This window comes from Corynebacterium pseudotuberculosis, assembly GCF_002155265.1.
Taxonomy (GTDB): Bacteria; Actinomycetota; Actinomycetes; order Mycobacteriales; family Mycobacteriaceae; genus Corynebacterium; species Corynebacterium pseudotuberculosis.
Map to the genome: position 1 here is coordinate 781106 of NZ_CP021251.1, position 18430 is coordinate 799535.

Annotated in this window: 15 protein-coding genes; 7 read left to right on the forward strand and 8 right to left on the reverse strand. The window is 51.5% G+C overall.

Annotated features, from left to right (window positions below; genetic code table 11):
• Positions 1 to 279 precede the first annotated feature (279 nt).
• The 3 genes from CpATCC19410_RS03665 to CpATCC19410_RS03675 are packed head-to-tail and all read left to right on the forward strand — an operon-like array spanning position 280 to position 3980.
• Positions 280 to 1971, forward strand: a complete 1692-nt coding sequence (locus CpATCC19410_RS03665) for an efflux RND transporter periplasmic adaptor subunit (protein WP_013242743.1) — start codon at positions 280 to 282, stop codon at positions 1969 to 1971.
• Positions 1972 to 1974: 3 nt separating this feature from the next.
• On the forward strand, positions 1975 to 2709 hold the full coding sequence (locus CpATCC19410_RS03670; protein WP_013242742.1) for an ABC transporter ATP-binding protein: 735 nt from the start codon (positions 1975 to 1977) through the stop codon (positions 2707 to 2709).
• On the forward strand, positions 2709 to 3980 hold the full coding sequence (locus CpATCC19410_RS03675) for an ABC transporter permease (protein ID WP_014401416.1): 1272 nt from the start codon (positions 2709 to 2711) through the stop codon (positions 3978 to 3980). The genes CpATCC19410_RS03670 and CpATCC19410_RS03675 overlap by 1 nt, the downstream gene beginning before the upstream one ends.
• Positions 3981 to 4254: 274 nt before the next feature.
• Here the strand turns inward: CpATCC19410_RS03675 and CpATCC19410_RS10930 are convergent, their stop codons facing one another.
• Positions 4255 to 4449: a hypothetical protein gene (locus tag CpATCC19410_RS10930; protein WP_155733022.1), complete on the reverse strand. Its 195-nt coding sequence runs from the start codon at positions 4447 to 4449 to the stop codon at positions 4255 to 4257.
• On the opposite strand from CpATCC19410_RS10930, the gene CpATCC19410_RS10935 reads away from it, so the two are divergent.
• Positions 4442 to 4813 (forward strand): hypothetical protein, encoded by a 372-nt coding sequence (locus tag CpATCC19410_RS10935; protein ID WP_050749449.1) that lies wholly within the window; start codon positions 4442 to 4444, stop codon positions 4811 to 4813. The genes CpATCC19410_RS10930 and CpATCC19410_RS10935 overlap by 8 nt on opposite strands.
• A 181-nt stretch (positions 4814 to 4994) precedes the next feature.
• Here the strand turns inward: CpATCC19410_RS10935 and CpATCC19410_RS10940 are convergent, their stop codons facing one another.
• Positions 4995 to 5933: a DUF5979 domain-containing protein gene (locus CpATCC19410_RS10940; RefSeq protein WP_013242739.1), complete on the reverse strand. Its 939-nt coding sequence runs from the start codon at positions 5931 to 5933 to the stop codon at positions 4995 to 4997.
• Positions 5930 to 6478 (reverse strand): Ig-like domain-containing protein, encoded by a 549-nt coding sequence (locus CpATCC19410_RS10945; protein WP_013242738.1) that lies wholly within the window; start codon positions 6476 to 6478, stop codon positions 5930 to 5932. Before CpATCC19410_RS10945 ends, CpATCC19410_RS10940 begins: the two co-directional genes overlap by 4 nt.
• Before the next feature lie 799 nt (positions 6479 to 7277).
• Here CpATCC19410_RS10945 and CpATCC19410_RS03695 point away from each other — a divergent pair.
• A complete protein-coding gene (locus CpATCC19410_RS03695; RefSeq protein ID WP_227985923.1) occupies positions 7278 to 7739 on the forward strand; it encodes a hypothetical protein in 462 nt (153 codons plus the stop codon).
• Between the two features lie 68 nt (positions 7740 to 7807).
• Here CpATCC19410_RS03695 and CpATCC19410_RS03700 read toward each other — a convergent pair whose 3' ends face one another.
• Entirely contained in the window at positions 7808 to 8944 is a 1137-nt protein-coding gene (locus CpATCC19410_RS03700; protein WP_014522479.1) for a ferredoxin reductase domain-containing protein, read from the reverse strand.
• 138 nt (positions 8945 to 9082) lie between these two features.
• Positions 9083 to 9838 (reverse strand): hypothetical protein, encoded by a 756-nt coding sequence (locus tag CpATCC19410_RS03705; protein WP_014401413.1) that lies wholly within the window; start codon positions 9836 to 9838, stop codon positions 9083 to 9085.
• A gap of 636 nt (positions 9839 to 10474) precedes the next feature.
• On the opposite strand from CpATCC19410_RS03705, the gene CpATCC19410_RS03710 reads away from it, so the two are divergent.
• A complete protein-coding gene (locus CpATCC19410_RS03710) occupies positions 10475 to 11824 on the forward strand; it encodes a sodium/glutamate symporter (protein ID WP_013242734.1) in 1350 nt (449 codons plus the stop codon).
• 152 nt (positions 11825 to 11976) lie between these two features.
• Here the strand turns inward: CpATCC19410_RS03710 and CpATCC19410_RS03715 are convergent, their stop codons facing one another.
• From CpATCC19410_RS03715 to CpATCC19410_RS03725, 3 genes are all read right to left on the reverse strand, one after another.
• Positions 11977 to 12891, reverse strand: coding sequence for a hypothetical protein (locus tag CpATCC19410_RS03715; RefSeq protein WP_014522478.1), 915 nt, complete (start codon positions 12889 to 12891; stop codon positions 11977 to 11979).
• A gap of 315 nt (positions 12892 to 13206) precedes the next feature.
• A complete protein-coding gene (locus tag CpATCC19410_RS03720) occupies positions 13207 to 14793 on the reverse strand; it encodes a hypothetical protein (RefSeq protein WP_013242732.1) in 1587 nt (528 codons plus the stop codon).
• Positions 14794 to 14798: 5 nt separating this feature from the next.
• Positions 14799 to 15605 (reverse strand): ABC transporter ATP-binding protein, encoded by an 807-nt coding sequence (locus CpATCC19410_RS03725; protein WP_014401411.1) that lies wholly within the window; start codon positions 15603 to 15605, stop codon positions 14799 to 14801.
• A gap of 252 nt (positions 15606 to 15857) precedes the next feature.
• On the opposite strand from CpATCC19410_RS03725, the gene clpB reads away from it, so the two are divergent.
• Complete coding sequence (gene clpB / locus CpATCC19410_RS03730; protein WP_014522477.1) at positions 15858 to 18407, forward strand: ATP-dependent chaperone ClpB; 2550 nt, start codon at positions 15858 to 15860, stop codon at positions 18405 to 18407.
• Positions 18408 to 18430 lie beyond the last annotated feature (23 nt).

Here is an 18430-nt window from a genome sequence, read left to right on the forward strand (position 1 = left end):
GTTGCATAAAAGACTGCGCAAAGATCAGGAGAGGGGCAAAAAGTCTATGCGCAGTGATTTTCCTATTTTATGCGTCTTACCTTTCTCTTTTTACCTTCTAGTGTTGGGTGTAACCGGCCCTGTGATCGGTATTGCATTGACTAGTATCTGGAAGGAAAGAAAGATGTGAAAGTTATAGTCTGAGCTTCACTTTCAACTACTCTTCTACTAATATTCTCAACCGTTGCTTGTGATTGAAATTGAAAACAACTCGCGTTTGAGTTGACCGAAAGGACAGGTATGCCAGCCGCAGTCGCGTCTAGAGCTTGGACGACGTTAAAGAAGAAAAAAGTTTTTATACCGCTTCTGTCGGTTGTGGCATTGGTTGGAGTGGGGACATATTTTGTTGCTCCCGCAGACCAGGGGCAGATAGTTCCCACCACCGAGTACACCCAGCTGGAGTCCTCGGAGGTGGCTAACCGTGTTTTGGTAGAAGGCACTGTTGAGCCCATCCGTACCGCAACGCTCTATACGCACCTCACCGGTCCTATCGCCAGTATCTCTACCAAGGTGGGCGATAAGGTATCCACCGATCAGCTATTGGCAAAGATTGACACATCTACCGCTCAGACTGAGCTGGCCAGCCAGCGTGCCACGGCCGCTCAGAGCCTGAATCAGGCGATGGCGCAGGCAGAGACAGCTCAGCAGCAGTATGATCAGCTCAAGAGCCGTCTTGACCAGGGGCTAAACGCTGAGATCAACACTGCCAACGCGCAGCAGCGTCAGGCAAATGAGGAATACATCAAGGCTCAGCAGGCCTTTGATCGTAAGGCTCAAGACCGTCAGCAGGTGAACACCCCAGAGCTGCGTAGCCAAGACGCAGCAGTAAAGCAAGCTCGCGACCAGCTGATCTCTGCGGCTCTTGACGCCGCGCGGACTGGCGCCGTGACCGCTTTTGGCATTGCCGGTAGCTCTCAAAATGACGATTCTCAGAACCAGGCTCAGGGGCCCAGCCAGTCTCCTTCCGGATCTGGACAATCCGTCGTTGAATCCGTGATTGGTAGCGCAGACTCACTAGTCAAGCTCAATAGCGCGCAGCGTCAGCTGTCAGAAGCTGAGCGCAACTACATCTCCACCCTGGCCACAGTAGATAGGGAGCTAAGCGATTCCCAGCGGGCAGTCGCAAACGCTTTTGAAACTCACAAGGAAGCTTCCACTAATGCTGCAGCTGCTGAATTTGCAGCACAGCAGCAGCTCGCGCAGCATGAGTTGGCCATCAACCAGGCATGGCGTGGCGCTAACACTGCTCAGGATGCATCGGCGTTGACCCTGAACAAGTTGCAGCTAGACATCAATTCCTCTGACGTTCGCGCACCTTTCTCCGGTGTTGTCATGGCTGTTCCTGCTCAGCAGGGCAAGCCTGCTGCTGGCGAGGGCCTGGTTACTATCGGCGATGATTCCTCGTTGATTGTTAACGCTGATGTGAAAGAGGCGGACGTGGCTAAGCTGCGTGTTAGTGACAAAGTGACTCTGACCTCCACATCAAGCGGAACCAAGACCTTCCAGGGACGTATCAAGAAGATTGTCAACGTGGCTAAACCCGCAGCTTCTGGATCGGAAAATGCAGGTAAAACAAAGCCTTTGTACCCTGTGGAAATTGAGCTAACCGGAAACCGAGACGGTCTGCTCATCGGCGGTAGCGTCAAAGCACGGGTGAACATTGATAAGAATCGTGAGCCCATTAAGCTTCCTTCAGAGGCCGTTTACCAAGAAAACAATGCCAAGAAGGTGCTTGTTATCGCAGAAAAAGACGGTGTCTCTGTGATCGAGTCTCGCACCGTGACTGTTGGTAACACCACCGATATCATCGCAGAAATCACTGGTGGCGAGCTTAAGCCAGGAGACAAAGTCCTGAATCAGGCTTCCAAGTACAAGGATCTGATTGGTACTCCCGTCACCATGCAACAAAATGCGATTGTTGAAGGCAACTAGGTGATGAGCAGTACCGCTTCAGAAACTTCGCATAATCAAGATTCACTTATCTCGATGCGTGACATCGTCAAAACGTACAACATTGGGCATGAGAGTGAATTGACTATCCTGCCTGGCGTTAATTTTGACGTTTTTCGCAATGAGTTCGTTTCCGTCGTCGGTGCTTCTGGCTCCGGTAAATCGACGTTGATGAACATCATTGGCCTGCTAGATCAGCCGACCTCCGGCGAGTATCTCTTTGACGGAACTGATGTTTTAACTCTTGACGAGGACGAGTTAGCGCATCACCGCAGTAGAAATATCGGCTTTGTGTTCCAGAGCTTTAACCTCATCGGGCGTATTTCCGCGTTGAAAAATGTGGAAATGCCCATGATGTATGCCGGCGTTCCCAAGAAAGAACGGCTGGAAAGAGCAGAGGAACTGCTGGCCATGGTGGGAATGGATGAGCGCATGCAGCACAATCCCGCTGAGCTCTCCGGCGGCCAGAAGCAACGCGTGGCTATTGCGCGTGCGCTGGCAAACGAACCTCCGCTTTTGCTTGCCGACGAGCCCACGGGTGCACTTGACTCCCACACCGGGCGCATGGTCATGGATCTTTTCCATAGCCTTAACCAGGACTTTGGCAAGACAATAGTCTTTATTACTCACAACCCCGAGCTGGCTGCTGAGACCACTCGCGTGGTTACTATGACCGACGGCGTGATTGTAGACGGTAATACCTTAGGGGAGGGGCACTAATGACCTTTGGTGAATCAATCTCCCTAGCATTGAGCAGCTTGCGCGTGAATAAGATGCGCTCGCTGTTGACCTTGCTAGGAATTATCGTGGGAATCGCGTCTGTTATTGCGATTTTAACGCTGGGAAAATCGCTGCAGGCTCAAACAACTAAGAGTCTGGCTGATGCGGGTGCTAATGATCTGACTATTCAGGTGACAGAGCGCAATAAGTCAAAGGACGGGGAGCAAGCGGGATTCCAAAGTAGTGCTCCAGTTGATGACTCTGCAAAGTTGACGCCAGACCTTATTAACCAGTTGAAAAACGTGGCAGGAAATAGCATCGACGGGATAAGCGTTGGTGAGTTTAACCAACAGTCCGCCACGCTGGGGTATGGGATCCGTGAAGAGCACGTTAACGTGCTGCCGGTGAATAATGATTATCTCAAGATAAAGAAGATAAACGCAGAGTATGGCCGTGTGTTTACGCCAGAAGACACCAATGGAGAACGTGCAGTTGCAGTTATTTCTCCTGCCACTCTGGAAAAATTATTTGCTAATGACCCAGATAAAGCAGTGGGCGCCGAAATTGATGCGAGGCTTCCTAACGGAACTCTCACGTCCCTGGTTGTTGTGGGCGTAGCTCCTAAAGAAAAATCTGGTGCTGGGCTGTTTGGCGGAAATACCCAATCTAACCTGTACGTTCCATATACAATACAGTCGCGTTTTAATGACAAGCCTATTGCGTGGGACTCTGTATCGGTACGCCTAGCACAGGGAGCCGATGAGCCGGCGGTGCGTCAGACGCTGCGGTCAGTTTTGGACTCATACTATGCAGATAATTCTGAGTATCATGCAGAAGTTCGAGACAATAAGTCTGCAGTGAAATCCTTTAATGCCACGCTAGAGAACATTAGCGCTGTGGTTTCTGCTATTGCTGGTATCTCTCTGCTGGTCGGCGGCATCGGCGTGATGAACATTATGTTGGTCACCGTTACGGAGCGCACCCGGGAGATCGGCGTGAGAAAAGCTCTGGGAGCTAGACGACGTGACATTAAACTGCAATTTATTGTTGAGTCAATGATTATTTGTTCCATCGGCGGAGCTATCGGCGTGTTCTTGGGCGGCACCACAGGCATGGTCGGATCGTTCCTGCTAAAGGAATTGGTGATTCCACCGGTCGGCGGAATCTTATTGTCCTTAGGCTTCTCCTTAGCAATCGGCCTATTTTTCGGCTATTACCCGGCAAATAAGGCGGCTAAACTGAATCCGATTGACGCATTACGTTACGAGTAACAACAGATAATAAAGCTCACGCCACAACCTACCTCGTGGATATGGTTGTGGCGTGAGCTTTATGTATATGCATGTAAAACCAGGTGATATGCCATTATGAGGCCTCGAATGACGTGGCTGAGCGTTGGCACGAGCCGAGAGAAACAGACGAGGATTGCACAGTGAACAAAGAGGTCGATCTCCCCACCTGTTGCGCTAACAAGAGGTGGGAGATCGACCATTGCGTAGGAGCTAACCTACGTGGATTACTTCAATGAAGGCCATTAGCGGAAGGCTACTGGCGCTTCTTCTTGATGATTCCGTAGTAGGTGATGATGCTACCGACACCAGCAAGAAGGATTGCAGCTACGATCATCCAGATCACAGAAGCACCGGTTCTAGCTAGTACACCTTTACCTGTATTTTTGTTCGGTTTTGGTGTCGCAGTTGATTGCGGTGTAGTCGGTGGAGCTACCTGAGGGTTGGTCACCGGCGGAGCTGGGCGTGCTGGCGGCGCAGGTGGCGCAGGCGGAGCTGGTGGTCCCGGTGGGAGCGGGATAGGAATTGGAATCGGGATTGGGAAAGGAATCGGAGGAAGCTTTGGCGACGGCGACGAGGTCGTCGGAGGCGTCACTCTCGGTTCCGTTGTCGGCTTTGTGGTTGGAGGGGTCGTCTTCGGTTCCGTAGTCGACGTAGTCGTTGACCTTGTTGTGGAAGGTGTTGTGGAACGCGTCGTCGACGGCGTGGTTGTCGAAGACGAGGTCGTTGGAGGCGTCGTCGTCGGCTTTGTTGTCGGAGGAGTTGTTGTGGATTCCGTTATTGGAGGCAGCGGAGGAACAACAATAGGGGTATAAGAGTTGACCGCAGTAATAGTCAGCGGAGTATCAGTGCCCAATTCCCTCGGCGGCACAGTGATGGTGTTACCAGCTGGGAGCTCTTCCTTATTGGCTAGCCACTGCAAAGTATGCTTGTAGCCTGCCACATCGGCATCTTTTTCGGATACCTCACAGGAAGAATCTAGCGGAAGATCTTGGATCAGTTTTCTTCCTTGTCCTTGAGCTTTGTGGACCCCTTGACTACTTCCTTTCCATCAGTGGTGCACTTCCACTCAAAGGTGAACTCCTTACCCTCTAGCTCATCCTCATCTTCATCGTCCTCGTATTTGACCTTCTTTTCCAAGGTGAAGCCACCGGTATTTTCTTTGAATTTGTTGGTCACAACAATATGGACAGCTTCATTGAATTTCTCATCAATCTCAAAGTCAACGTGAGATTCGGAACCAAAGCTCTTAACCTCTTTGTTCTTGTCAAAGAGCACCCATGATACGGTGAGCTTTCGCCCTATTTGGTTCAAGGAATTCTTCTCTTTAACAGTGCACTTCAACCCTTTCTCAAGGTCCTTGACGTGCTTAAACTCGTTATGCTTAACGTTCAGAGAGCCTTGCTTCTTGACGGCGCCGTGGGAATCTTTGCACTCATACTCGAATGTGTAATCTTTGGCTTTGTCCTCATCGGTGCCCACCACGGTTTTCTCAATGGTAAAGCCACCCTTGCTGCCACGGCCTAGGCCACCAGCGTTGGGGAATCGCACGTGCCCCTCAACATCAACATGGTCAATTTTGGCCTTGTTCTTGATAATGCTGCCTGGCGCAGGTGTTTTATCTGTGACCGCGGTGAGCGCTAGTATGGGGCCGGATTGCTCGTACAGGCCATAAGGGAACTCGACAGAAACTTCTTCAGGTCTACAGTTCAGCGTGTAATTATGCCCTTGCCGGAAATCTCCTAGCTGAGTTATGTTAATGAACCCATTTCGCGTTCCACCTCCAGAGTCACCGTTTGCGTTATAAATTACGTGGCGAACTTCTTTGGGGTGATCGCCGCTTTTAATAAAAGAGGTAACGTAGGCAGGGGCATAGCCATTAGTATCCTGGCCATCACAGGTAAACTTCCATCCTTCAGGCGCTCTATCCGTCACAACGACACGACGGTGAGCATATTCATTTTATGTTTTTTAGGGTCGATGCCTACAGACCAATGGATCACATGTTTGCCGGTTTTATCGTTATAGCCGCGATACTCGCCGATCTTGGAATCGTCGTGGAATAGCCCACCTTCGCGCTTTTCAAATTTGCCAGGCAGACTCTCATTACCGCAGCCCTTGAATATTAGGTAGCTGTTAAATTCGCGGGTAATTTTCCAGGTGACAGAGACAAACGCGCTGCCTTCAACATCAAAGTGGCGATTTTGGAACTCGGTTAGCGTGATGATGAATTTATCGTCTGACCACTTACCGGTAGCTACTACTTCACCTCTTTTATCTTTAAGGGCAATAGTTCCAGTATCCACTGCCCTGAGCTCTGAGGGGAGCGTAAAATCAATGGTATCTCCGGCTTTCGCTTCTTTTTTGGCTTGCCAGTCAAATTCGACTTCAGCAAACCCGCTGGGTCCTATATTATTTGTTGCCTTGGATGTTAGGACTATCGCTTTTCCAGCGGAGATTCGACCAGTTGCCGCCGGCACACGTTGATTGTGCCGTGGCAGTAGGTGCGTGTTGGATAATAATCGTCATACTGCTTGCTATAAGCAACAGTATAAAGAGCATCGCGAACCAAGGATTTTTTACTAATCGCTTGGTTGATGCAATTTTTCTGTGGGGAAATTCATTTCTTCGTATTGTCCTTAGGAGGGAAAGCGAACAACCGCAAAGATATGGATTTGTTCAGCTTTTAAGGAAAAATTTAGGTAGAACATCAACGCTCTTGAACTGAGCATATTATCAATGTACCACCGTATGTTATATTTTTCCCGGCCAAGGAGTCTATTTTTTACATAAAAAGTGCTAAAAATCTCATATAAATTAACTTAAGAAATTAAGCTTAATTTAAGCATATTGAAGTGATAGGCTATGCCACGATGGGCACGCCACTTCTGGTTTGTGGTGGCAATGAGAGGGGAGAGATGCACTGTCGCCATGGAAAGACTTGACTCTTGTGGTGCATGTAAAGGGGATGTCCGTGCATTTGACGGGTGCTATCACGGTTTTACGTATGTGGCTGAATTTTGTAGAGTGGGAAGACCGTAAAATCAGGCACTGATTCTTTTGCTAATCGTGTTTGCGGTGGCTGTGATTATCCCTTTATATGTGTAAGGAATATAATCTGCCTGGATTAACTGTTCTATTAATCAATAGCGCCAGTTTATTTTTGGACGATTTAGAGTATGGGAAAATGAATTGAATAATCAAGTAGGAAAAAGAATGGGTTTCCGAACGTGCTATTACGTCATAATAGCGTCCCTTATTATCTCTATGGTTGTCTTTTTGCTTGATGTTATTTTTGCGATAACCACAAAGGCAAATGTTCATGCCGCTGGCAGCGCGGTTATTGAAATTATTTTGTTAATAAATCTTTCCATTTTTACTTCCCGGGGACGATGGGTCAGAGAAATGGATAGAAATAAAAATCCCATAATTGTTGGTAGTGAGTCCTTTGCACCTGAACGATTATTCCTTTTGGGGCTGACTATACTTTTTTCTGTCTTGTTTGTTTTGACTATTTTTGCTCTGCGGGAAAAGAATGATTTGGAAGAATTATTTCAAGTTATTTTTTCTATTGGCCCCGTTAAATGGGCCGTTACCTTGACCGTTACGGTTCCCCTTTATGAGGTTTTTGGTCGAGGCTGGGGTGAGCTAAAGGCTCAGGGGGAAAACGGCGTTTTATATTGCAAGCCGTTTGTTGGCTCGGCGGAAAAAATCCAAAACTTTTTGTTCAGAAAGCATTAATGGATATCAGCGTCTTGTGGTGGCAGAGGCTATACGCCTAGCCCCAACCTGGCCCGCTCGCATTGCGTTTAGGGGAGGTACCAGGGGCCGGGGGAGAAGCTTAACGTCTGGATGTTATAAGAAGGTGTGCCTCCTAGGATAAGAGCAGTGCGGCTGGCCTGTACGTCTTCTTCCGGCCCAGAGATGATGATGGATCTGTCCTGCCACGTGCCGTAGCTGGCTGCGACCTCGCCTGCTTGACCGCTGCGGAATATGTGGAGACCACGCGGAGCAGTGCAATATTTGCTCGGCTGGACCCACCATGCGTCGGCCGTGTTTTTTACGATCGGGGACACTGAGAGCCAGGGGGCGGTGGCAGCTAGCTGCCATAGACCTGCGAGTTCATAGAGCTCTCCAGGGTAATCGGCACCAAAGAAGAGGTGAACCCGTGGCGGATCAGACTGGGACATGAGGTCTAGGATGATGGGTCGCAGGCTGGCAAGGCCGGTGGAGTGTGCGATCAGGAGCAGATCTGTGTCCTCGGGGATGGAGAGATGCCCGTTTCCTAATCCCAGCAGCCACTGATCTCCCTCGCGGGCAGTGGTGAGCACTCCCGTGGGGGTGGTGAGCTCATTGCGCAGTATGTGGAACTCGATATGTCCCGACTTATTGGCTGGGATGGAAGGGTAGAGATACCGCCAGTGCCCATTAAGAAAATCCGTTGTGGCCTGTAAAAAATCCCCATGGCGGTAGTCGATGTTTTCTTCTGCGATGAGCCGTACCACGGATATTCTGCGGCTGCGGCGTTCAACTTCCACTACAGAGGCCCTGATGGGCTCACGAGGGTTACTAGCCTTATTTAAGTCAAACGCGAGTGATGTAATCGCCTGCTCCGCCGCAAGGACCTTATCAAAGGGCAGGTCGGTGCACATCGTCTGCAGCGCACTCCGGACCGCGCTGGCTAGGGCTGTGTAGTGATGGAAGCCGCGGGCGTCGAGTAGCTTTGTATGCTCAAGGAACTTCTGTTTTACCTCATCGGATATAAATCCGTTGTTTTCTAGGTGACCAATCAGTGAGATGACGGCAGGGACAAGCTGCTCACTGGGGGCAATTGTGGCGCGCGCATAGGGATTGCTGTGGTAGAAGTTGGCAAATACCTGCGTATGAAACGCGTCTTTATTCTCAAGGAGAAGCTCCGTGATAGAGATAGATCTGTGATCTAGCATGAACACAGCTTAAACTAAGCGAACGTTATTTGGTATGTGTCAACTAAAAAGCCGTGAGGAACGGGAAGTAAAAGCGCTCATTTTCTCTATGGGGCTAGGAAAATACTGTGATGGGTGCTTGGCTGTCGACGCCTGACGCTAGGCATGAGACTTAGTAGCCCTGCGGCCTAGAGCAGTGCGGGTAAGCGACCAGAATGTGATCGCACACAGGAGGAGTATGAGCGGAATGACGGCGGGCGATAACCATAAGAGGTCGCTGTTGTCGTAATATCTGGGCGGCTCTGCGCTGCTAGGGAAGGCACTCGTTCTGCTATGCGTTATTCCTGTTACGTCTTGATCAAAATTGGACACCGTTATTTCAAAGGTAAAAGTGTTCGCTGGGTCGTCTGTGCCGCATCGATACACCAGGATGGAATGCGTATCGCCTAGATGCGCGGTGGTTGGGACGTGGACTCGGAATATCTCAGAAAAGAGTCCATTACTAGGTTCTTGGGTAATCCAAATGGGTTCCGTATTGTCTGCGTCTTTAATTGCGGTACAGACGGGTGAATCAAAGAAGTATTCCTTGATGGGAATGGTTTTGGATTTTCCTGGAGCCACCATAATTTTTGTCCAGGTGGGCTGATGCTCTTTTCTGGGAGATTGATGTTCTGCTGAAGTTGGTTGTTCCATGAGCGTAGATAGATCACTAGAGCCGTTAACGCTGGTAACAGTATCGCTGTGCAACGGATACTCTGGGCCGGGTTGCGCTGTTGTGTCGTCCGGGATTACGAGCACGCTTAGTGCGCCAATGGTCGCATAGATAACAAGGTGATGAAGCCTCGGGATGGCTGCTCTACGGGAAAGAATCGAATGTAGTGAACCGGTATTCAACTTAGAAATTCTCCTTAACACTGCGGTGGATAAAATCGCAGCTGAAAATGTAAAAGCTGAGGTGATTGCGACGTTAAGCAATTAACATTAAAGAAAAATATACATAAGATTTCCTCAGGTCAAGAGATTTTTAGGTTTTTACCTGTTGAGTTATTGAAAACCTCATGCGTTTGAAATAACTGCAGCTCTTAAGGTGTTTTTCTCTAACGTATGGTCCGCATATTTTCTATCTTTTTGGAAGAACATATAAGAAGGTATGCAGGGGATTTGCTAATGCAGACCGGTTTGATGCCCATGGCTGGGGGCTGCGACGCGCATGCGGAAACGTTGAAGCATTTTGTTACATGAGTGATGCGTATGAGGGCCCTTTGTCGCCCGATGTGAAGGAAAACATAGTGTTTAAGGCCATGTTTTTTCTTCTTGTGACCCTTCTTACTAGAGTTTGGAAAGTAAAATTATCGCCACACCCTTTGCACTAAGCATGACTGAGTAATGGTCGCATGGTTAACCCCTGCCAATGAGTAGGTTCCATGCGTCCTTTGTTAGTTCTTTGCGCTAAAGGGTGGGTAACTCAATAAGTAACTTCTATGACCTGCGCCGAAGAGAGGCTCCCTCTAAAAAGCCTGTATCACAAGAGGAAAGACGAAAAGGACGACTATGGACTACACGCCGTATAGCTTGCTTACAGACGTAGGGTTTATCTCGATTTTGATGATCGTTGGCACGTTTATGCGAAGACATTTCGCATGGTTCCGGCATCTTCTCATCCCGGCCCCTATCACTGCTGGTCTGCTTGGCTTGCTTCTCGGTCCAGAGGTCCTAGGGCTGCTGAATTTTTCAGATCGCTTAGGCGATTACTCCACGCTGCTAATCGCTATTGTCTTTGCGGCTATGCCGTACTCCATGACCTTTGACGCACGCGATGCTTCAAAGGCCCGCAACATGTGGTCATACTCCACTGGTATGTTCCTGGGGCAATGGGGCCTATTCATTCTTCTTGGGTTGTTTGTGTTCAAGCCATTCTTTGGCACCGAGGACTGGTTTGGCATGATGCTTCCGGTCGGCTTTGTCGGTGGCTTTGGCACAGCGGCTGCTGTGGGAGGCTCCCTGGACAGCATCGGCGCGGAGGCGGCGGCGTCGTTAGGCTTCACTTCTGCCACAGTGGGCACCCTTGCCGCAATTATCGGCGGAATCATCTTTGCCAACTGGGGAATCCGCACCGGCCGCACCAATACTCTGCCTAAAGAGCTTCCGTGGGAGTTGCGCAGCGGCCACATTGAGGATGTGGAAAAACAGCCTTCCATCGGGCGTGCGACAACCAACCCGTCCTCCATTGAGCCGCTTACTTTGCACATCGGCTTCATCTCGGTGACTGTGCTCTTTGCGTATCTTGCGCAGCAGGGTATCAAGAGTTTCTTCCCTAGCGTCTCTATCCCGCTATTCGCGCTGTCTTTTGTTGCCGGTATCTGCGGCGTGATCTTCCTTAAGGTGATTCGTCGCCCGCGTTACTTGGACCAGCAGACGGTGAAGACTGTTTCGGGCGGTGCCACGGACTTCCTGATCGCTTTTGGTATCGCGTCCATCGTGCCCTCGGCAGTGGCAAGCTACCTTGTGCCGCTGATCATCCTCTTTATCGCTGGCATTGTTTACTGCGTGTTCTTCTTCTTTGTTGTTTCTCCAGTCTTCTTTGGAGAGTCTTGGCTTGAGCGCGGCATTTTCAGCTGGGGCTGGGCAACCGCCGCTGTGGCTACTGGCATCGCGCTGCTCAAGATCGTGGATCCTGATTTGAAGTCGGGAACGCTCAATGAATATGGCGTGGCTTATGTGGGCTTTGCTCCCTTTGAGATCGGCATGACCATCCTCGCGCCGATTGCCATCCTCTCCGGGTTTGCTTTTGGCCTGGGCGGATTCGCCTTAGTACTCGCCGTGGCGATTCTTGTTATCCCAATATTTTCCGGTTGGCTGCCCAAGCGCGCCAAGAAAACTAACCCGGCGTCTGCGGGCTAGGCTTTCTAGCTTATCGACGTCCCCTCTTAACCTGAACGTCTGCAGCGGGGAAGTGGTTGCCCCGCTGTTGGCGCCCTAGAGAGGGCAAAAGGGTGGTCTTCACGTTAACTAACGTGAAGACCACCCTTTTTATGTGCGGGTCTTAGAAAGACTTAGCGGCGGTGGAAGAACTTTTCAAAGACTGGTTTGAGGAAGTGACCGATGCCGATAATCGCAGCGATGGCCGAGATGACTCCAAAGAAGACGTTCAGACCGAAGGATGCGTTGAGATCCTTGTGCAAGGAAGCGTTCTTGGTGTTCAGGGAATCGATCTTAGAAAGAAGGTCGTGGTTTTCCTTCTGAAGCTCGGCGTTGCGCTCCTTGAGTTCCTTTACTTCTTTTTCGAGCTTCTGCACCTTATGGGTGAGCTCCTTGATCTTGGCCTCTGCTGCGTTGAGCTTTGCGGTTACTTTGTCGAGCTCGTCCTCGGTAAGGAGGTTCTTCTCTTTGAGCTCTTCAATCTTCTTTTGGGACTGATCAATCTTTGTGTTGAGCTCACGGTTCTCTCGCTTAGTAGCGTCTAGCTCATTGCGAGAAATGGTGAGGTTCTTATGCAGGTGATCGATCTCATACTCGCTGCTATCAAGAGCGTCCGAGAGCTTGCGGTTTTCCCGCTTGGTGGCGTCTAGCTCATTGCGAGAGATAGACAGGTTCTTGTGCAGATGATCGATTTCGCGCTCGTCGGCCTGGATCTTTTCTTCGAGGCGATCGACTTTGTCTGCAAGATGGTCGACCTGATCAATGGTCTCTTCGAGGTGCTCGAAAACGGTGTTGAGCAGAACCGTGTACTCGGGGTGGGTACAACGACCGATGCTGAGAAGGCTAGCGCGGGAATCGTGCGTAAGTGAGGTGTAGTCTTCTGAGCTGGCGCAGATCCATCGATTTGTATTTGGATCGTAGATTCCTCTAACCGATGCAGAGGTGCGCAAGAGAATCTCTTCCTCATAATCAGTAGCATTCGCAGCAGGCGCAACGAGGAGGGAGCCTGCAATCGCGCAGGTGAGGACAGAAGACAGCAGCTTCTTCATAATGAGGGCATAACCTTTCGTAGGGAATCCGTCAAGACCTTATATGTATATGTGAAAATACTGTGACTTTACGGTGACTTGGTAGATATTAGGTTAGGATCGTCGGTATGTCAAAAAGGGCAGTACAAAGCGATTATATTCAAGCTTTGGAAAGTTTTATTAAGTTTTAGCTGTGATAGTTAAAAGTATTTACCCAATGTATAGCGCTAAATATTAGATATTTCTTTGCATTTTGCGTTACTTGGGGGATTTTGCTTAATAAAAAATAAAGGCTGCCACTCGCAATGAGTAGCAGCCTTGAGGCACGTTGGGTGCTTAACCCACCCAGTGTCCAACCTTGTTAAACAGCTCTGGAAGATTTTTCTCTATGTGTCTAATGCAAAGTACGTATGCCACATAGTAGATGATCGCCGGGATGCCGATCGCAAGGATTGCTCCAATGATTAGCAGCGGCTGGGAGGAGTTGAGATACCCGAATCCCAGAAGGATTGCGCCGGGGGCAAGGGGGAACCATACTCCTATGAAGGACCCAAAGGCGCTGAGCATGGCCGGGCCTGAATAGCCGGATTTATCGGTCCACGGATTTGTGCCGGGAGGTGCTACGGGGAACGCGTTGAAGGAGGTGAAAAGCAGACCGATAGTCGCGGAGCTGAGGAATGCGCCCAAGCTGGCCAGGCAAACGAGCAGCGCGATGGTCTTGTCGGGGGCGAGGGCCAGGACCAGGATTATGATGAGGGCTTGGAATACTATTGAGGGGGTAATGGAGGCGAGGTGGCGTGCGCGTATCCATGCTCTAACGGGTGTTCCGGTGACTATGAGGGACCAGATAGGGGGGCCGTCATAGCCAAGGTCATTCGATGCGGATATTCCGGAGAGCAAAGCGATGATAAAGGCGGCTACATACAGGTACTCCGGTTGGTCGGACACTGCCTTGAAAACAAAGAACGCAAAGACGATCGGAAGCATGACAAGGGTGCCAAAGAGCCGGCTGTCGCGTCGGAAGTATCGGACCGCCCTGGAATAGATATATCCGCTGGCGGTATGGGGTGCGCCAGGTATGAGGAGGGTATGGTGCTCTTTATCTTTCTTAACCTTTTCGGTTTTTGTTGTGGCGTGTGAGGTCCCGTTGGGGTTGCGGAGTTGTTCTGCAACGAGTGTTTTCCAGCCCAGTATCCCCGCGGCAAATGTTGCAATCGTGATCAGGGCTTTCGCTGCGATAATCCACCATGCGGCTCCGGCGAGAATCGAGGCAACAGCCCCTCCGGCGGACGCGATGGGAAGCCAGCCGAGTATTTCTCCGACGGGCGCTAGGGCTTCGGGGGAGATCTTGCTTGACTGTATTTGGTTGAATCCCAGGAGGATCACAAATACCAGGACCACACCTAGTACGTTTTTCTTATCGTTGTTGGAACGGCTGGAGCCACTGATTGCGGCCTTGAGGAGTTCCGATAGCAGGATGGCCACTGCGGTATTGATGAGCGTCGCGACGCTCCACAGGATGCCCCACGCCCCCGGGAGTGCAAGCGTGCCTACGACCGCCGTAACCACGGCGCATATTAATGCGAGGACTCCTCGGCTGGTGAGCAGTGGAATAACTGCCAGTGCCGGCAGGATCTGCTTTGCGTCAACGGGCAGTGGGGCTAATGTGCGCACATCAATCTGGTGTTCGCCGCTGGGTATTACAGACTCGACCACCAGGTAGCCGAGGCAACCTATCCCTAATACAAACGGGAGAATGCTCCAGCTCTGGGATTGGATTGCCGTGGCTAGGAGGAAGGATGTGGCTAGTAAGCCGCCGAGGGCATAGATGCTGACCAGGATGGTCATCATGATGGCCGTGGGGTTTTTCTTAAATAGGCGTGACCGCAGCGTGCGGTGGAGCCGTATGAGTGTTGACGTCATGAGACCTACTCGCTTCCTTTGAGCCACTCGAGAGAGCTGTCGCCTGCGGCGTCTCCGCCCACAAAATCGATGAATGCGTCCACGAGGCTGGTTCCCTGGCGTACCTCGTCTACGCTGCCCATGGTGAGTATTTGGCCGTGATCAACGATGGCTAAGTGGTCGCAGAGACCTCCCACCAGCTCCATTACGTGCGAAGACAAAATGATGGTGCCGCCGTTAGCAGCGAAGTTGCGTAGGATTCGCTGGATTGTGCGCCCGGATGCAGGGTCTACGGCTTCCAGTGGCTCATCCAGAATGAGCAGCTTTGGCGCATGGAGTAAGGCACCGGCCAGAAGGATCTTCTTGGTCATTCCGGCGGAATAATCCGTGATCGGGGTATTTTTTGCCTCCTCAAGCCCTAGGGTCTGGAGTAATTCCCTGGATCGGGTTTCAATCACTTGGGGATCCATGTTGCGTAGGCCACCGAGGAACTCAAGATATTCTGGGCCGCTAAGGCGATCAAAGACAGGAACGCCGTCTGCAAGTAAGCCCATCTTTTGTTTAGCTGTGGTGCCGTCACTCCATATATCGCTACCGGCTATCCATGCCTGTCCGGCGTCGGGGCGCAGGAGGCCGGTGGCCAGGCTGATGAGCGTTGTCTTTCCGGCGCCATTGGGGCCTACAAGGCCAAAGATGCTGCCGTAGGGGACGTCCAAGCTGAGATTATTTACTGCAACTTTGGATCCGAACTGTTTAAATAGCCCGCGGACGGCAAAAGCTTGGTTCGTGGGGTCATTGCTAAGGGGTGGGAGATGTGGTGTGTGAGAAGTCATAACTACAAAGATAGTTCAGGATTCAGCGCAATGTGGGGGTGGGTGATCCTAATCGCCTGAATGCATCAGTCTTCCCGATTTTTTAAAAGTTGAGCGCAGCTGACTCAAAAAAAGTTTTACTTGAGTGGAACAAACTCAACTTTGTGTGCGTTGGAGTAGATGACTAGAGATTCACAACGCACCAACCAAGGGCTCGTCTAGGGCGCTGCAGGCGGTGTTGTTGCAGAACATGAAGTCCATGAAAGGAAAAATATGAATTCATTTAACCCAACAACTAAAACTCAGGAGGCCTTGCAAGTTGCACTGCAGCAGGCGTCTTCCTTAGGAAACCCAGATATTCGGCCAGCACATTTACTTGCGGCGATCTTAGGCCAGGAGGACGGCATCGCCGTGCCCGTCTTGCGCGCTACGGGCGTAGACCCACAGGTGGTGGCCAAGGAGGCCAATGCACTTGTAGCGGGGTATCCCAAGGCTGAGGGGTCTGGCATGGCCAACCCCAACTTTAACCGCGATGCTCTCAACGCTCTGACCGCTGCGCAAGAGCTGGCTGGTGAATTAGGTGATGAGTACGTATCTACTGAGGTGCTACTCGCCGCGATTGCTCGGGGTAAGTCCGATGCTGCGGAGTTACTGACCAAGCGAGGCGCTACGTATGACGTGATTAAGGGAGTGTTCCCCTCTGTGCGAGGAAGCAAGAAGGTGACTAGTCAGGATCCGGAAGGCCAGTTCCAAGCTCTGGAGAAGTATTCCACCGACCTTACGGCTCGTGCTCGTGAGGGAAAGATTGATCCCGTTATCGGGCGTGACTCGGAGATTCGGCGTGTGGTTCAGGTGCTCAGCCGTCGCACTAAGAATAACCCCGTTCTTATTGGTGAGCCTGGCGTGGGTAAGACCGCGATCGTAGAAGGCCTGGCTCGCAGGATTGTTGCCGGCGATGTTCCGGAGTCGCTGAAGGGGAAGACCCTTATTAGCCTTGATCTTGGATCGATGGTCGCTGGCGCCAAGTACCGTGGCGAGTTTGAGGAACGCCTCAAGGCTGTGCTTGATGAGATCAAGTCGGCAGAGGGCGAGATCATTACTTTTATTGATGAGCTGCACACCATTGTTGGTGCAGGAGCTACGGGCGATTCCGCTATGGACGCCGGCAATATGATCAAGCCACTGCTGGCTCGTGGCGAGCTACGCCTAGTGGGTGCCACTACTCTGGATGAATACCGCAAGTACATCGAGAAAGATGCGGCCTTGGAACGCCGTTTCCAGCAGGTCTTTGTGGGCGAACCCTCTGTAGAAGACGCTATCGGTATTCTGCGCGGCCTTAAAGAGCGCTACGAGGTGCATCATGGTGTGCGTATTCAGGATTCCGCATTGGTCGCCGCTGCCACTCTCTCGGATCGCTATATCACGTCTCGCTTCCTACCGGACAAAGCAATTGACCTGGTCGATGAGGCCGCGAGCCGCCTGCGCATGGAGATCGATTCTTCCCCGCAAGAGATCGATGAGCTAGAGCGTGTTGTGCGTCGCCTGGAGATTGAAGAAGTCGCACTGAGCAAGGAGACGGATGCGGCCTCTCAGCAGCGCCTGGAGAAGTTGCGCCAGGAGCTTGCCGACGAGCGCGAGAAACTCGGCGAACTCAAAGCCCGCTGGAATAATGAGAAGTCTGCAATAGATAAGGTGCGCGAGGCCAAGGAAGAGCTAGAGCATCTGCGCTCTGAGTCGGAGATTGCTGAGCGCGAAGGCGACTACGGCAAGGTGGCGGAGCTGCGCTATGGCCGAATCCCAGAGTTGGAAAAGCAGGTGGCTGAGGCTGAGGCCCATACAACTGAGACCACTATGCTTTCGGAGGAGGTAACACCGGACACCATCGCTGATGTGGTTTCTGCTTGGACTGGTATCCCTGCGGGCAAGATGTTGCAGGGGGAGACGGAAAAGCTTCTGCGCATGGAATCTGAGCTGGGTAGCCGAGTGGTTGGGCAGCTAGAAGCCGTTGAAGCTGTGTCTGATGCTGTGCGCCGTGCGCGCGCTGGCGTAGCTGACCCGAACCGCCCGACTGGTTCCTTCCTTTTCCTTGGGCCTACGGGCGTGGGTAAGACTGAGCTGGCTAAAGCTTTGGCCGAGTTCATGTTTGATGACGAGCGCGCGATGGTGCGCATAGATATGTCTGAGTACGGGGAGAAGCATTCCGTGGCTCGACTTGTTGGTGCCCCTCCCGGATACGTTGGTTATGATCAAGGCGGTCAGCTCACCGAGGCTGTGCGGCGGCGTCCCTACACGGTGGTGCTTTTTGACGAGGTAGAGAAAGCACATTCCGATGTCTTTGACATTCTGCTGCAGGTACTCGATGAAGGCAGGCTTACCGACGGCCAAGGTCGTACCGTTGATTTCCGAAACACCGTGCTCATCCTCACCTCCAACCTGGGGGCTGGCGGTACTCGCGAGCAAATGATGGATGCCGTCAAACGAGCATTCAAACCGGAATTTGTTAACCGCCTGGATGACGTGGCGATCTTTGATCCGCTCTCAGAGGAGCAGCTCACTCATATTGTGGAGATCCAGATTGCTCAGCTGGCAAACCGACTTTCGGCTCGTCGCCTGACCTTGCAGGTCTCTGATGCTGCAAGGTTGTGGTTGGCTGAACGCGGTTATGAGCCCGCCTATGGCGCGCGTCCGCTGCGCCGTCTGATCCAACAGGCGATTGGTGATCAGCTGGCCAAGAAGCTGTTGGCAGGCGAGATCCGCGACGGCGACACCGTGCACGTAGATGTAGCCGATGGCGGCGAGGCTTTAGAGTTGGCAAAGAGATAATTTTTACTAGTTTCCGTGAGGCA